The organism is Mycobacterium mantenii (assembly GCF_010731775.1).
Lineage (GTDB): Bacteria > Actinomycetota > Actinomycetes > Mycobacteriales > Mycobacteriaceae > Mycobacterium > Mycobacterium mantenii.
The window spans coordinates 1663484-1679370 of sequence record NZ_AP022590.1; the positions used below are offsets into that span (position 1 = coordinate 1663484).

The window sequence follows — 15887 nt, forward strand, 5'->3', positions numbered from 1 at the left end:
ACCGCGTCCTCTACGACGTGGCGTCGTAGAATCGGAAATTCCGCACAACAAAGGTGGTTGGGCATGACCGCGCCGAGCGACGACGAGGCCGTTACCGATCTCGCGTTGTCCGCCGCACGCGGAAACTCCCGAGCGCTGGAAGCGTTCATCAAAGCCACCCAGCAAGACGTGTGGCGGTTCGTCGCCTACCTGTCCGACGCGGGCAGCGCCGACGATCTGACTCAAGAAACATTCCTGCGCGCCATCGGCGCCATCGAGCGGTTCTCCGGGCGCTCGAGCGCGCGGACCTGGCTGCTGTCGATCGCGCGCCGCGTCGTGGCCGACCACATCCGCCATCTGCAGTCGAGGCCCCGCGCCGCCCTGGGCGCCGATCCCGAACACGTGGTGCGCGGGGACCGGCACGCCCGCGGATTCGAAGACCTGGTCGAGGTGACGACGATGATCGCCAACCTCAACGCCGAACAGCGCGAAGCGCTTTTGCTCACCCAGCTGCTCGGCCTGCCCTACGCTGACGCCGCCGCGGTATGCGGCTGCCCGGTGGGCACCATCCGCTCCCGCGTCGCGCGCGCCCGCGACGCGCTGCTGGCAGATGGCGAGCGCAGCCACCTAACCGGCTAGCGCGCCAACCCATTCCGCGGCCTCGTGCACGGTGCCGACGGTTGACACCCCGGCGGGTAGCGGCGGCCGCGCCACCATCACCACCGGAATGCTCAGCGCCGCAGCGGCATCCAGCTTCGCCCGGGTCATGTCTCCACCGCTGTTCTTGGTGACCAGTGCGTCAATGCGATGCTCCCTCAACAGCGCGAGCTCGTTGTCGTAGCCATACGGTCCGCGGGAGAGCACCACCCGGTGATGACGCGGCAGTGCGGAGGTGTCCGGTTCGGTGACCGCCCGGATCAGAAACCATGCGTCGCTGTCGGCGAAGGCCCGCACGCCCGAGCGTCCAGTGGTGAGGAATACTCGAGAATAGCCTAGCCGAGCAACGGTTTCAGCGGCGGCGGTGTCCGATTCGACGACAATGGCGGTGCCGGGATCCCAGGCCGGGCGCGCGAGGATCAGATGAGGGATCTGCAGTTCGGCGCACGCGGTTGCGGCATGCGCCGTCATGGTTGCCGCGAACGGGTGGGTGGCGTCGACGACGGCGTCGATGCGCGCGTCGCGCAGCCAGCGCCGCAATCCGTCGACGCCACCGAATCCGCCGACCCGCACGGGACCGACGGGCAGGGCCGGATCCGGTACCCGGCCCGCCAGGGAGCTGATGATGTCGATCCGGGGGTGCAGGGCTTTCGCCAGCGCGCGGGCCTCGCCGGTGCCGCCGAGCAGCAGGACTCGCATCAGTGCCTGCTCCCCCGCGCCCGCCCGGTCGAGTACAGGTAGCTGTCGGTGAACCCCCCGGCGGTCAGCGCGTCACCGACGACGATGACGGCGGTCTTGGTGATGTTGGCCCGGTGCATCTGCCCGGCGATGTCCGCGAGCGTGCCCCGCAGCACCGCCTCTTGCGGCCAGCTCGCGAAAGCCACGACAGCTGCCGGTGTTTCGGGACGGTAGCCGCCCTCGAGAAGTTGCGGCACGATGGCGTCGATCTGCGCGGCGGCCAAATGCAAGACCAGGGTGGCACCGGATTGGGCCAGGGTTTTCAGGTCTTCGCCGGGCGGCATGGCCGTGGACAGGGTTGCCACCCGGGTCAGCGTCACCGTCTGCGCGACCCCGGGAACGGTGAGCTCGCGCTTCAGCGCGGCCGCGGCCGCGGCGAAAGCCGGTACGCCGGGCACGACTTCGTAGTCGATGCCCAGGGCGTCGAGCCGGCGGCACTGCTCGGCCAGCGCGCTGTACAGCGACGGGTCACCGGAATGCAGCCGCGCCACGTCGTGGCCGGCCGCGTGCGCCTCGCTGAGCTCGGAGACGATCTGCTCCAACGTCAGCGGGCCGGTGTCGACGATTTTCGCGTCGGGCGGGCACAATGCAAGCAGGTCGTCGGGCATGATCGATCCGGCATACAGGCACACCCGGCATGCTTGCAGGAGTCGCTGGCCGCGCACGGTGATGAGGTCGGCCGCGCCCGGTCCCGCGCCGATGAAATACACCGTCACTTGGTCACCACCCACTGGGTGACCGGGTACTGCGGGCGCCAGCCCGTGAAGGCGCCCAGCGCCTCACCCTGGTAGTGCTGGAAACGCCGCAGCTGGCCGCCCAGGCGCTGATGCGCTTGCGTCAGAACGGCTTCCGATTCGGTGGTGACCACGTTGACGACGAGTCGCCCGCCGCCGGGCAGGCTGTCCCAGCAGGCGTCGAGGAGGCCGGGCTGGGTCAGCCCGCCGCCGATGAAGATCGCCGACGGTAGCTCGGCGCCGTCGAACGCGTCGGGGGCGTCGCCGCGCACGTCAAGACTGACGCCGAACGCCGCGGCATTGACTTCGAGGTTGTGCCGGCGGCGTTCGTCGCGCTCGAATACCACTGCGCTGCAACCCCGCCAGCTCAGGCACCACTCGACACTGATGCTGCCCGAGCCGGCGCCGACGTCCCACAACCGCTCCCCCGGGCGCGGCGCCAGGGCGGCCAGCGTCACCGCGCGGATGCCCTGTTTGGTGATCTGCCCATCGTGGGTGAATGCGTCGTCGGGCAGGGGTGCCACGCGTTCGTCGGGCAGATAGCGCACGGCAATCACGTTGAGGTCGTCGAGGTCTCGCTGTCCGGTCCACTCGCGGGCGGTGCCGTCGCGGCGGTGTTCATCTGGGCCGCCGAGACGTTCTAGCACGGTGAACTCGGAATCGCCGCGGCCATGCGCGGTGAGCAGTGCGGCGAGCTCGTTGGGTGTGGAGTTGCTCTGCGACAGCACGATCGCTTGGCCGCCGCGGCGCACCGCGGTGTGCGGCTGCGCGGTGACCAGACTGATCACTTCGGTGTCGTGCACGGTCCAGCCCATCCGCGCGCACGCCAGCGTCACCGAGGACACGTGCGGCAGCACCTTGACGTTGTCACGGCCGTGCAGGCGGATCAGGGTGCCCCCGATGCCGTGCAGCAGCGGATCGCCGCTGGCCACCACGTGCACGTCGCCCGTGTGCTCGTCGAGCAGGGTTTGCAGCGCGGGCAACATCGGTGACGGCCACTGCCGCCGGGGCGCCTGCACCGTGTCGTCGAGCAGGTCGAGCTGTCGCTTCGAACCGTAAATGATTGTGGCCCTCAGTAATTCGACGCGCGACGCTTCGCCGAGCCCGGCCATGCCGTCGGCGCCGATGCCGACCACGATGATCATGGGCGCCGCTCCACTTCATCGGGTCGCTCTGCATCGTCACCGGCGCGGATCATCGCGGCATCCTGCGCCAGACGAATTGGGGCAGCATTCGCATCACGGCCGCTGCGGGACCCAGCGCCCACGGGATCCACACCGTGCGGCGGCCTTTCGCGAGCGCACGCGAGGTCGCGGCGGCCACCTGGGCGGGCGTGCTGGACAGCGGCGCGGGCGTCATGCCCTCGGTCATGCGTCCGATGACGAAGCCCGGGCGGGCGATCAGCAGCCGAACGCCGGTGCCGTGCAGCGCGTCGGCAAGGCCGCTGGCGAAACCGTCCAGGCCGGCTTTGGCCGAGCCGTAGACGTAGTTGGCGCGGCGGACGCGTGCGCCGGCGATCGAGGAGAACACCACCAGTCGGCCTTTGTCGGCTTTGCGCATCGCGGTGGCCAGGTGGGTGAGCAGGCTGACCTGGGCGAGGTAGTCGGTGTGCACGACGGCGACCGCATGTGCGGCGTCGCTCTCGGCGCGGGCCTGGTCGCCCAGGATTCCGAACGCCAGCACCGCGGTGCCGATGGGGCCGTGATCGGCGACGATCGAAGCGACCAGCGGGCCATGCGAGGCCAGGTCGTCGGCGTCGAATTCCCTGGTGTGCACCGCCGTGGCGCCGGCGGCTTTGACTGCGTTGACCTGGTCAGTGAGCTGACCGGCGCTGCGGGCTGCCAGCACAATCGTCGCGCCCGGCGCCAGGAGCCGCGCCAACTCAATCCCGATCTCGCTGCGGCCGCCCAGGATTAGTACTGGACCTGCGCCCGTGTCGTCCACGGCTGCGATTATCACCTGCGCTAGCGTGGGCGGTGATGGCGAATACCACTACCCGGCTCACCGACGACGCGTTGGCGTTCCTGTCGGAGCGGCATCTGGCCATGCTGACCACGCTGCGAGCCGACAATTCACCGCACGTGGTGGCGGTCGGTTTCACGTTCGACCCCAGAACACACATTGCGCGGGTGATCACCACCGGGGGTTCGCAGAAGGCGGTCAACGCCGATCGCGGCGGGCTGGCCGTGCTCAGCCAGGTCGACGGCGCGCGGTGGCTGTCGCTGGAGGGCCGGTCCAAGGTCAACAACGACGTCGACGCGGTGCGCGACGCCGAGCTGCGGTACGCCCAGCGCTACCGCACGCCGCGACCCAACCCGCGGCGCGTGGTGATCGAGGTTCAGATCGAGCGGGTGTTGGGGTCGTCGGGTCTGTTGGACCGGGGCGAGTAGTCAGGCCGGGTTAGCTCGCCCCAAGGCCAGAACTCTGGACTCCAAAAATTCGGCCATCAGCGGTCTTTCCGTCTTGGGTCATACTCAGTCCCTGAAACGTCATCCCAGAACTTTGGCGAGATCTCTGTCGGCCGGTCTTCATCGGCAACAGCGTCTACCTTCTCCTGAAACTCGTCGAGGAGTTGTCGAGCACGCGCAAGCTTTTCCGGGCTGGGCGGAGGGACACCTGCCTCCTCTCCGGTTAAGAAGATCTTTCCCGCAATCTCCCTCACTGTTAAACCTCCTTGAAGGGTTGATTAGATTATCCACTAGTCTTCAACCATGTCGATAATGGTTCGGCCTGTTCGCGGATCAATTGTCTTCCGTAGTATTAGGAACCTCGTATTCGCGGGGAACAGAATCTCTTGCTCCGCGGGGTACATTGAAAATGCAGAAACATCACGGCCGGTGAAAGAAACAATTCGGAACTCAACATTTCCAGCAAACGCGGACGACTGCGCCACGACTGGATCTTTTGTTGTGCTGAGGAAGGCTTTTTCCACGATGTATTCACCCGGCCGATACTGGGCAAGCACCTCTGGCGGCAGGTTTGTACCACGCACGACGGAACCCTCGTACGGCGGTAGTTTGCTTAATGCAGCTTTTAATGCATCAACTCGAGCAGCTTGAGACGCGTCCAAAGCCTCGCTCCTCAACGCCTCGTTTAGGTCTGTATAACCCATGCCAGTGTAGTCAGCGAGCGCCTTCAAATGTTCTGGGCTTAGCGGGTCTTCGGGGCTCGAATGATGGTCGCCGTTGTCGGGACTGTCGTCCTGGCCGTCCTTATTACCGGAATTGGCAGGTGCATCGTCGTCGGGTGGCACTTTTGCTTCGGGCGGACCGCCTTCTCCGGACTTTGGCAAGCCATCAAGCAGTGGCTTCGGCCGACCGCCAGGAAGATTGGCATCACTAGACAGATGCGGGTTGCGACCGGGCGGTGGCACGGCGGCCGGGCGACCGCTCGACGGTGGCGAATGGGGCCCCGGTCTGGCCGACGGAGCAGGTTGCGTTGAGTGCGGAGCTGCGGGTGCCGGCTCTCCCCTAGTCGGTACGGGCATACGCCCCGGCGGATGTTCAGCCACATACGGAACCGTGGATGGCACGTTTTCTCCCGCGGCGGTTACGGGCGCGAGAGGTGCATTAGCAGCGGGTTCATGTGGGCGGTCCTCCGCCAGCGACCCTGGCTCGCGCGGTTCACTCTCCGCCGCCGGCTCATGCGGACCACCTGGGGACGCCGGTTCATGCGGACCCTCCGCCGGCACCGACCCAGGCTCACGCGGACCATCGGCAGGCGCCGGTTCATGCGGACCCTCCGCTGGCACTGACACCGGCTCATGAGGGCCACCAGCAGGCACCGAAACGGGTTCATGTGGACCGCCATCCGGCGCGGGAGGCACGGAAGAGGGCTCGTGCGGGCCGCCGGCAGGGGCCCCCGCTGGCGCAGGTGGGGCTTCCGCCGGGGTCGGTACCGGATCGTGCGGACTACTGTCGGGAACACTTGTCGGTGCCGCCGGGGACGCGGGCGCTGGATCAGGCGGACCCGATGCGCCAGGTAGTGGAGCATCAGGAGGCGCCGATGCCTGGGGTGCGGGCGTTGGCGCGTGAGGCGACCCCGGAGCGCCATCGGCCGGACGAGGCGCCGAGTCAACCGGTGCCTCCGGCAACTCTCCTGGCGGCAAGCTCACGGGGCTGCCACTGGGCGGTGCATCGCCTTTCGGGGGCAGGTCTCCGCCGAGATTTTCAAGGTTTTTGGCTAGATCGCTGCCGGTTTTGGCGACGCCAGGCAACGCAACACCGGCGCCTTCCGCCTCGGCGGCCGCTCCTTTGGCACCCTGAAGCGCCTCTTCGCCCTCCGTGAGTTCCCCGGTCGCCTCAGCGCCGCCCGCGGCCTCCGCAGCTTTCCCTCCGGCCTTCGCTGCCCCACCGCCGCCGGCCATGGTTCCAAGATCGAAGGCGATTTCACCGAGCCCCACCGCAGGCCGGTCTGAGGTCAAATCGTCCCAGTGGGTGAGGCCTTTCGCGAGGCCGAGGTCGGTTTTCGCCGCGCCGCCTGGGTCGAGCAGCGCATAACCTGGGATGGATTGGACCGCAGTTTTATCCAGTGCGGCCCAACTGGCTCCGGCGCCTTTGGGATCGAAGGCGAATCGACTCGGATCAAGTTGGTTTTCGAGTTCCACAGCTCCAACCGCGCTTTTGAAGACGCCTTCTCCGAAATCGGCCATAAAATCGAAGTAGCCCGCTGCGGTACTCCCGACGTCCTCGCCGAAGAATTCGACCAACTGGCCTTGCATGAGGGTCTTCCCTTTTTGCACCAGGCCGTCGATGATCTGCATTCCGGTTTTCAGGACTTGTTCGCGTGCATGAGCTTCACGCTTCATGTTGTGCAGGACGCCGTTGATGTCCTTGGCGATTTTTTCGAGCTCATCGAGCGCATCGCCTTCGAAGATCAAAATCGCGTCGTGGACCAGATCGGTCAGAGACCCTAACCGTTTCAACAGATCTCGAATCTTGTTCTGAGCGTCCTCGACCTCGTCCGCGAACTTGTCCAAGGCATCGGCCAGCTTGTCGCACTGCGCGCCTAGCTTGCCGATGGTGGCGGCGAGTGACGCCAGATTTTCCTGGACCAACTCGCCTTCCGGTATCTGCTGTCCTGCGATCGTCGACTTCGGTCCGTTGAGGGCGGCTTGCACCCCGCTAAGCGACGCGCCGAGTCCGCGCCAACAACCCGCGGCCGCATGCATCTCAACCGCATTGCCATTCGGCCACACATCGTCAAGCAGCGATTCCACCACTCCCCACAGCAGTGGCCGGGCCACGCCCGGACCCATGACGCGCGGCGCATCAGGAGGCGCGAATTTCGCGGGTTGCCCGGGCGACGGCAGTACATGACCGCCGCCACCTACTTTCGAAGCCGCCTCTGCCCTGGAGTAATTGGACGCGCCAAGTTGAATCTTGGCCCCGAGTTTTCGGCACGCGTTGATCCCTGCAGCTACCCCGGTCAACAACGACCGTGCAGCGTCCTGATAGACCAGCGCGAATACCATTCCAGCGGAATCCTGGCCGCTATTGATCCCGAAACCAGCTGACAGTGGGCCCAAGGCCATGGCAATGCCGTCGCCGACGACGCCCACACCGGTACCCGCGGCGTACAACGCTTCCGGATCGACCGCCAAGGGAGCCACGTGCGGAATTTTCGCTCAGGTCCGCCCGCGGCCGCTATTCACCCAATGATCGCTCCGCCAAGCTAGCCACCATCACCTGGCACGACAACTCATTCGCCAACAGCCGCCGTCAACGTGATGTGGTGTCGCCCGGGCGACACCGTGACAGTCGGCCCTGCCGGTTCCCCGTCGAGCCGCACGTCAACCGCGGCGGGCAGGCCACCGAGCGTGATCCGGGCGGCGACGTCGGTGGACACCGTGATGGTCGAGGTCGGCAGCGCCGCCAGCCCGGCGCGCGCGATATCGACCCTCAGACTGGCAACCCCTTTGAGGCCCAACGTCAGATACGGCAGCGGGCCAACCGGCCGTCCCACTTGCCAGTCCAGCTCGCTGTACAGCCCGGGCGTCGGCTCAAAGTGTGGAATGAAGCCGCGATGGTGCCGGATGGTGTGCGTGAGGTCCGGCCGCGCGTACGAGCGCGCGTCGACTTCCGCGACGGCCCCACGCCGCGCGGTCACCTCGGGGTCGGCGGCCAGTTCCGACACCCACCACGCCTGATGCGGCCCGATACCCAGGTCAGCGCGCACCAGTTGCGGGTACCAGGCGAACGTGATGTGACCCGGATCCGCTTGCCGCAGAGCGGTTCCCATGTGAGAGATCGGATCCTCGAACTTGTCCTGAAACACCCAGGCGATGTGATCCTCGAGCGGGTAGACCGTGAACCGGTGGCGGTAACCCAGCCGGTCGAGTTCGAGCACCTGCTCGGCCGCCGAGGCGAACGGCACCAGTTCGTCAGCCAGCCCGTGGGCGATGAGGTACGGCAACCAGCGGGCGTTCACCAGCAGCTTCCACGTATCGCCCTCACGGGCACAGGGCGAGTTCAGGTCGAGGTCCGCCGGAATGTCGACGTCGGGCAGCAGCCGCACACCGCAGGTCGGCGGCCCGGCCAGCACCACGGCCTGCGAGAACACCTGCGGGTAGCTCAGCCCCAGCTTGTAGGTCGCATAGCCGCCCATCGAATAACCCGAAATCACAGTGCGATTGGGGTCGGTGCCCAGCTGCTCGGCCACCCGCGCCCAGACTTCCCAGAAGTCGAGTTCCCCGGTGTCGAAGTACCACGTCGACGGCCCACGTGCCAGTGGGGTGACCACCACCGAGTCACGCCCCTCGCATACCTCGTGCAGCAGGCGCGGGTCGATCGCGGCGAACTGGCTTTGCCCCAGCGATAGCGAGTGCAGCAGCATCGTCAGCGGCAGCTCGCGACCCGGTGCGTAGCTCGACGGCAGGCAGATCGAATACGGCTGCACCCGACCGAGGAACAGCGGTCTGGTGCTCAAGATGTCGTTGGCGGCCCAACCTTGTTCGAGCCCCTGGCCGAGCTCGATCGAGGACACATACCAGCGGGTGGACGGGCCGGTGATCACCGGCTCGGGAGCGGTCTCCCGCGCCGCCAGCCGAGCCCACGACACCTCCAGCGCGAACTCTGTGACGTCGCCGTTGCTGAGGGCGGCGGCCTGCGCGGCGTCCGACCAGAAGTTCAGGTGCGGCGGCTCCTGCCCGTTGGTGCGGAACGCGACGTTGTAGACGTTGGGTTGGCCGGGCAGCGCACCGTGTGCGGCGGGCACGTCGGCAAACCCGTCCCCCGCCGGGTTGGCCAACCCCGCGACCAGACGGACCGTCCAACTCCCCGTGGGTTCCGCCAGCGACCGCGGGACCTGCGCCACGAACGACCGCGACTGCATGTCGACGCTGTGCTCGACCGGCGTCCTGACCTGGGTGGTCAGGTCGATCAGAGCGGCGCCGCTTCCGGAGACCAGCAGGGCCATGTCGATGCCGTTCGAGCGCACGCCGGCCCCGGCGGGCCACTCCTCTGCCGCGGTTCGGGCCGGGTCGGTGTCAAAGGTGAAGAGCGCGATCGGCACCGAGGCGTCCAGCAGGGTGTTCCAGTCGATCCGCCACCACGTGTGGGTCTCGGTGAGCCCGATGGCGACGCGGAAGATGTCGGCGCCGTTGCCGGCCGCCGGTCCGTCGGGATAGACGTAGGTTCCGCGCGGCGGCGCCTGGATCTTCAGGTCGCCGATCGGGATGCCCGTCGCGCCGTGATCGTCGTAGAGGAAGTCGGCCCAAAACAGGGCACCACCGGCCAGCCGGCCTGCGCCACAGGTGCGCGGAAACTCCTCGCCGAAGGGCCACTTCGATGGCGTGGGCAATTGTGGCTCCGGCCGGCGCGCCGCTGGCGGCACACCCTCGGGCATGCCGTCGACCAGGACGAGGTCGGCCGGCGGCGTGGGCACCGGCGCCGGCGGGCCGGGGTGCAGCACCGCGTCGGCTATGTGGCTTGCGATACGGATCGGAAGCAACGTGAGGTCCAAAATCGACACCCCACCCAACCTACGCGGCGGGGGTGACAGCCAGCCTCAGGCGACAGGAACGACGATCAGCTCGTGCGGGCGGTTGTTGACGGCCAGGGCGCCTTCAGGGGTCACGACGACGATGTCCTCGATGCGGGCGCCCCAACGCCCCGGGAAATAGATGCCCGGCTCGATGGAAAAGGCCATGCCCTCAGTCAGCGGCAGATCGTTCCCGGCGACGATGTAGGGCTCTTCGTGCACCGACAGCCCGATGCCGTGCCCGGTGCGGTGCACGAAATACTCGGCGAGCCCTGCGGCGGCCAGCACATCGCGGGCCGCGGCGTCGACCTGCTCGGCCGTCACCCCCGGGCGTACCGCGTCGTACGCCGCGCGCTGGGCGCGCTGTAATACCGAATACTGTTCAGCCACCTCGGGATCCGGCTCGCCGATGCTATAAGTGCGGGTGGAGTCGGAGTTGTAGCCGGGTTCATAGGAGCCGCCGATATCGACGACGACGACGTCACCAACCTGTAGTTCGCGGTCCGAATACCCGTGATGCGGGTCGGCGCCGTGCGGCCCGGATCCGACGATGATGAACGCCACCTCCGAATGCCCTTCGGCCACAATGGCATCCGCGATATCGGCGGCCACGTCGGCCTCGGTGCGGCCCGGGACCAGGAACTCCGGCACCCGGGCGTGCACGCGATCGATGGCCGCGCCGGCCTTGCGCAACGCGTCGATCTCGCATTCCTCCTTGACCATCCGCAGCGTGCGCAGCACGTCGGTGGCCAGGACCGGCAGCACACCGAGCACACCGGCCAGCGGCAGCAGGTGCAGCGCCGGCATGGCATCGGTGACGGCGGTCGCGGCGGGGGCACCGCCCAACGCGGCGCCCGCCAGAACGTAGGGATTCTCACCGTCAACCCAATCCCGCACCGCCAGGCCGAGTTCGGCGATGGCCGACCCCTTGAGCGAAGCCAGCTCCAGCCGCGGCACCACCACCGTCGGGTCACCCGATACCGGCAGCACCAGCGCGGTGAACCGCTCCAGCGTTTGCGCGCGCGACCCGACGAGGTAGCGCAGGTCATACCCCGGCGTGATCACCAACCCGGCCAGGCCTGCGTCGGCGGCCGCGGCCGTGGCCGCCGCCAGCCGGCGCTCATACACTGCTGCGTCGAAGCGGTGAGACTCCATGGCTGCCAGGCTAATGCTCGATCGCACGTCGCCTCGCGGCGGCGTGAGACCATAACCGGCATGCCAGCACCCCAATCACCGCTCGTACTGCTCGACGGTGCCAGCATGTGGTTCCGCTCGTATTTCGGGGTGCCGTCCTCGATCACCGCTCCCGATGGCCGGCCCGTCAACGCCGTTCGGGGATTCATCGACTCCGTCGCCGTGGTGATCAACCAGCAGCGGCCCGCCCGGCTGGCCGTTTGCCTGGACCTCGATTGGCGGCCGCAGTTCCGGGTGGACCTCGTCCCGTCCTACAAGGCCCACCGCGTGGCCGAGGAAGAGCCGCAGAACCAGCCGGACATCGAGGAAGTCCCGGACGACCTGACGCCCCAGATCGACATGATCGCCGAACTCCTTGACGCGTTCGGGATTCCGACGGCCGGGGCAGAGGGTTTCGAGGCCGACGACGTACTGGGCACCCTGGCAGCCCAGGAACGCAAGGATGCGGTGGTGGTGGTCAGCGGTGACCGCGACCTGCTGCAGGTGGTGTCGGAGGATCCCGTCCCGGTGCGGGTCCTCTACCTCGGCCGCGGGCTGAGCAAGGCCACGCTGTTCGGGCCCGCCGAGGTGGCCGAACACTATGGCGTCCCGGTGGACAGGGCCGGCCCCGCCTACGCCGAACTCGCACTGCTGCGCGGCGACCCGTCCGACGGCCTGCCCGGGGTCCCGGGCGTCGGTGAGAAGACCGCGGCCACGCTGCTGGCCCAGCACGGCTCGCTGGAGCAGATTCTGGCCGCCGCCCACGACCCCAAGTCGAAGATGGCCAAGGGCGTGCGGACGAAACTGCTGGCCGCGCTGGATTACATCGAGGCGGCCGGCAAGGTGGTGCGGGTGGCCACCGACGCCCCCGTAACCTTCTCGACGGACAGCGACGAACTACCGCTGGTCGCCGCCGATCCGCAACGCACCGCCAAGCTCGCGACGGAGCTCGGTGTCGGCTCGTCGATCGCCCGCCTACAGAAAGCGCTGGACTCCCTGCCGAACTGAGCGGCCCGACGACTACTGCGGCCGGCCGACCTCGTAGGTGCCCTTGTTGTCCTGGAAAGTCACCGTCACGTGCTTGGGCGCACCGTCGATGCTGACGTCGCAGTCGAACGTGGCGCCCTTCTTGACGGTGGGGTTCTGGCCATGGTTGCACTTGACGTTCTGAACGTTCTTGGCGCCGTAGCCGTTGGTTTCGTCGCTGAGCACCTGCTGGACCCCGGCCTGCGCCTTATTGACGTCCAGCTTGGTGGTGACGAAGAACCCGGGCTGCCAGAAGCCCAGCACCAGCACGACCGCGATGAGCAGAAAAGCGATCGCGCCGCCCACACCGGCGATCAGCCCGACCGGTCGCTTCTTGGGCTGCTCGTAGGGGGCGTACTGCTGCGGGTACTGGCCCGGTTGACCGTACTGACCGTATTGGCCCGGCTGCGGGTACTGCCCGGGCTGGGCGTATTGGCCCGGCTGGCCGTACTGGCCCGGCTGGGCGTATTGGCCCGGCTGGGCGTATTGGCCCGGCTGCCCGTACTGCCCGGGCTGCGCGTAGCCGGGCTGCTGCTGGGGGTATTGCTGCGGGTACGCCTGCCCGGCCGGCTGCTGGTACTGCGGATACTCCGCGGGCGGGGTGTAGGCCGGGGCCTGCCACGACGTCTCCTGGTTCGACTGCTCGTTCCAGGTCGGTGCCACCTGAGTCGGGTCTGACGAGTGATCGCTACTTTGACCTTGACCAGGCGGCTGCCACTGCTGGTCCGATCCCTGCGGTCCGCTCATCTTTCTCCCTCAGCCCTTGTGTCTTGGCATGACTACGGCGTTTAACGGTAGCTCGGGCCCAGCCTACCCGGCGTCAACTGCGACGACGCCGCGCCGAATGTCATTGATAGCCCGCTTGGCGGTGGCCCGCAGCTCGGGGTCCGGCGCGGCGTTGCGAACCTGGTCCAACAGGTCGAGCACTTGGCGGCACCAGCGCACAAAATCCCCCGCCAGCAGCGGTGACCCCGTGCCGCCCGGGTCGGCGGCCGCCAGCGCGGCGGCCAGATCTCCGGTCCTGGCCCAGCGGTAGATGACGTTGACGAAGCCGTCGTCGGGTTCGCGGCTCGGGGCGATCCGGTGCGTTTGCTCATCGGCGCGCAGCGCCATCGACAGCCTCGACGTCTGCTGCAGCGCCTGCCGCGCTTGCTGGGTGGGCGCGTCGGCCGCGAAGGCCGCGCCCGGCCCCTCGCCACCCCGGGTTTCATACAGCACCGCCGACACCACCGCCGCCAGCTCGGCCGGCTTCAATCCGGACCACGCCCCGGTGCGCAGGCATTCGGCGACCAGCAGGTCGCTTTCGCTGTAGATGCGCGCCAGCAACCGGCCGTGGTCGGTGACGCGGGGATCACCGTCGCGCCCTTCTATGAAGCCGCGCTCGGTGAGCAGTCCGACGATCCGGTCGAAGGTCCGGGCCAGCGAATTGGTGGCCGCCGCAACCTTTTTCTCCAATTGCGCGTTGTCGCGCTCGATGCGCAGATAACGCTCGGCCTGCCGGACCTGGGCTTCGAGACCGGGCGTGTTGTGGGACGGATGCCGGCGCAACTCCTCCCGCAACGACGCCAGCTCCGGATCGTGAAGCGCGCCGTCGTTGTCGCCGCGGCCGCTCCGGTGCCGGGCCGGGATGGTCAGCCCGGCGGCGGCCGATCGCAGCGCGGACGCCAGATCACGCCGGACCCGGGGCTGACGGTGTTCGACCCGTTTGGGCAACGACATCGAACCGACCCGCGCCGCCGCGCCCGAATAGTCGGCTGTCGAAATCCTTCCCGCCCAACGGTTTTCGGTCAACACCAACGGTCTCGGGTCGGTGCTGTCGCGGGCGGATTCCAGCACCACGGCCAGGCCACCGCGCCGGCCGTGGGTGATGTTGATGATGTCGCCGCGGCGCAGTGCGGCCAGCGCATCGCTGGCGGCCTGCCGCCGTTGCAGCCGGGACGCGCGGGACTGCGCGCGCTCCATCTCGCTGATGCGTGCCCGCATCCGGGCGTATTCGAGGATCGGCGCCTTGGGTCCGCCCATCTCGGCGGCGATCTCGTCGAGCATCGCGGTGCCGCGCTCGATGCCGCGGACCAGCCCGACGACGGAGCGGTCGGCCTGATACTGCGCGAAGGACTGTTCGAGCAGCCGGTGCGCCTGCTCGGGGCCCATCTGCTGGACCAGGTTGATCGTCATGTTGTACGACGGGGCGAACGAGCTGCGCAGCGGGAAGGTGCGCGTGGAGGCCAGCCCGGCTACCGCGGACGGCTCGGTGGTTTCCTCGGTGGGATTCCACAGCACCACCGCGTGGCCCTCGACGTCGATGCCGCGCCGCCCGGCGCGGCCGGTCAGTTGCGTGTACTCCCCCGGTGTCAGGGCGACGTGCTGCTCGCCGTTGAACTTCACCAGCCGCTCGAGCACCACCGTGCGTGCCGGCATGTTGATCCCGAGCGCCAGGGTCTCGGTGGCGAACACCGCTCTGACCAGTCCGGCGGTGAACAGCTCTTCGACCGTGTGCCGGAACACCGGCAGCATGCCGGCATGATGGGCCGCCAGACCGCGCAGCAGCCCCTCTCGCCACTCGTAGTAGCCGAGCACGCTCAGGTCGGCGTCGGCGAGATCGCCGCAGCGATGCTCGATCACCTCCGCGATCTGGGCGCGCTCCTCCTGGGTGGTCAGTTGCAGCGGCGAGCGCAGGCACTGCTGCACGGCGGCGTCGCAGCCGGCCCGTGAGAACACGAACGTGATCGCCGGCAGCAGCCCCTCCGAGTCCAGGGTGGCGATCACGTCCGGCCGCCCCGGTGTCCGGTAGAAGCGGGGGCGCGACGGCCGTCCAGCGCTGCCCCGTCCCGCCTGCCGGCGGCGCGGCTGCCAGTCGCTCATGCGGTCGGCCTCGCGGCGGTGCGCGATGTGGCGCAGCAGTTCGGGATTGACGCGCGGGTGACGGTCCGCGGCCGGTTTCTCGTTCTCGTAGTCGAACAGGTCCAGCAGGCGCTTGCCCACCAGGACGTGTTGCCACAGCGGCACCGGCCGGTGTTCGTCGACCACGACCGTCGTATCGCCGCGCACGGTCTGGATCCAGCCGCCGAACTCCTCGGCGTTGCTCACCGTCGCCGAGAGGCTCACCACCCGCACCTCCTCGGGCAGGTGCAGGATCACCTCCTCCCACACCGGGCCCCGCATCCGGTCGGCGAGAAAATGCACCTCGTCCATCACGACATACGAAAGCCCTTGCAGCGCAGGAGAATCCGCGTAGAGCATGTTGCGCAGCACTTCGGTGGTCATGACGACCACGGGCGCGTCGGCGTTGACCGACATGTCCCCGGTGAGCAGCCCGATGCGGTCGCGGCCGTAGCGCGCGGTCAGGTCGGTGTGCTTCTGGTTGCTCAGCGCTTTCAGCGGCGTGGTGTAGAAGCACTTGCCGCCGGACGCCAGCGCGAGGTGCACCGCGAATTCGCCGACCACCGTCTTGCCGGCCCCGGTCGGGGCGCAGACCAGCACGCCATGACCTCGTTCGAGCGCCGCGCACGCCCGGTGCTGAAAGCCGTCGAGCGCGAAGGGCAGTTCGGCGGTGAACCGGGTGAGCTCCACCAGCTCCGCCAGCTCGTGGGGGGGCGACGG

At 68.1% G+C, this 15887-nt stretch carries 13 protein-coding genes; 3 read left to right on the plus strand and 10 right to left on the minus strand.

All coding sequences use genetic code 11. The features are described 5' to 3' along the window. Positions 1-63: 63 nt before the first annotated feature. Complete coding sequence (gene sigC / locus G6N50_RS29260) at positions 64-618, plus strand: RNA polymerase sigma factor SigC (protein WP_232068971.1); 555 nt, start codon at positions 64-66, stop codon at positions 616-618. Here the strand turns inward: sigC and G6N50_RS07560 are convergent. Genes G6N50_RS07560 through G6N50_RS07575 form a run of 4 tightly spaced genes read right to left on the minus strand, consistent with a single transcriptional unit; the run spans position 607 to position 4052 of the window. Beyond that, positions 607-1335 (minus strand): cobalt-precorrin-6A reductase, encoded by a 729-nt coding sequence (locus G6N50_RS07560; RefSeq protein ID WP_083092177.1) that lies wholly within the window; start codon positions 1333-1335, stop codon positions 607-609. The genes sigC and G6N50_RS07560 overlap by 12 nt on opposite strands. Beyond that, positions 1335-2090 carry a precorrin-4 C(11)-methyltransferase gene (gene cobM, locus G6N50_RS07565; protein ID WP_083092175.1) on the minus strand — a complete coding sequence of 252 codons (756 nt, stop codon included), beginning with the start codon at positions 2088-2090 and terminating at the stop codon, positions 1335-1337. The genes G6N50_RS07560 and cobM overlap by 1 nt, the downstream gene beginning before the upstream one ends. Then, positions 2087-3253, minus strand: coding sequence for a precorrin-6y C5,15-methyltransferase (decarboxylating) subunit CbiE (cbiE, locus tag G6N50_RS07570; protein WP_083092174.1), 1167 nt, complete (start codon positions 3251-3253; stop codon positions 2087-2089). Before cbiE ends, cobM begins: the two co-directional genes overlap by 4 nt. A gap of 49 nt (positions 3254-3302) precedes the next feature. Next, a complete protein-coding gene (locus tag G6N50_RS07575) occupies positions 3303-4052 on the minus strand; it encodes an SDR family NAD(P)-dependent oxidoreductase (protein ID WP_083092172.1) in 750 nt (249 codons plus the stop codon). Positions 4053-4087: 35 nt separating this feature from the next. Between G6N50_RS07575 and G6N50_RS07580 the strand changes: the two genes are divergently transcribed. Then, positions 4088-4498 (plus strand): F420-dependent biliverdin reductase, encoded by a 411-nt coding sequence (locus G6N50_RS07580; protein WP_083092171.1) that lies wholly within the window; start codon positions 4088-4090, stop codon positions 4496-4498. A 56-nt stretch (positions 4499-4554) separates the two neighbouring features. On the opposite strand, the gene G6N50_RS07585 is transcribed toward G6N50_RS07580, so the two are convergent. The 4 genes from G6N50_RS07585 to G6N50_RS07600 all read right to left on the minus strand — a co-directional run bounded on the left by G6N50_RS07585 (position 4555) and on the right by G6N50_RS07600 (position 11243). Next, the gene (locus G6N50_RS07585) at positions 4555-4770 is read right to left on the minus strand and encodes a hypothetical protein (RefSeq protein ID WP_083092169.1); all 216 of its coding nucleotides are present in this window, start codon (positions 4768-4770) and stop codon (positions 4555-4557) included. 36 nt (positions 4771-4806) lie between these two features. Further along, a complete protein-coding gene (locus G6N50_RS07590; RefSeq protein WP_142275391.1) occupies positions 4807-7719 on the minus strand; it encodes an ADP-ribosyltransferase in 2913 nt (970 codons plus the stop codon). A gap of 89 nt (positions 7720-7808) precedes the next feature. Next, positions 7809-10079: a prolyl oligopeptidase family serine peptidase gene (locus G6N50_RS07595; RefSeq protein ID WP_083092166.1), complete on the minus strand. Its 2271-nt coding sequence runs from the start codon at positions 10077-10079 to the stop codon at positions 7809-7811. Positions 10080-10115: 36 nt separating this feature from the next. Further along, a complete protein-coding gene (locus tag G6N50_RS07600) occupies positions 10116-11243 on the minus strand; it encodes a M24 family metallopeptidase (protein WP_083092164.1) in 1128 nt (375 codons plus the stop codon). 60 nt (positions 11244-11303) lie between these two features. Here G6N50_RS07600 and G6N50_RS07605 point away from each other — a divergent pair, with 60 nt between their 5' ends. Beyond that, positions 11304-12269, plus strand: a complete 966-nt coding sequence (locus G6N50_RS07605) for a 5'-3' exonuclease (protein WP_083092163.1) — start codon at positions 11304-11306, stop codon at positions 12267-12269. A gap of 12 nt (positions 12270-12281) precedes the next feature. On the opposite strand, the gene G6N50_RS07610 is transcribed toward G6N50_RS07605, so the two are convergent. Further along, entirely contained in the window at positions 12282-13034 is a 753-nt protein-coding gene (locus G6N50_RS07610; RefSeq protein WP_083092161.1) for a DUF4333 domain-containing protein, read from the minus strand. A gap of 63 nt (positions 13035-13097) precedes the next feature. Beyond that, positions 13098-15869 (minus strand): DEAD/DEAH box helicase, encoded by a 2772-nt coding sequence (locus G6N50_RS07615; RefSeq protein ID WP_083092602.1) that lies wholly within the window; start codon positions 15867-15869, stop codon positions 13098-13100. Positions 15870-15887: the final 18 nt, after the last annotated feature.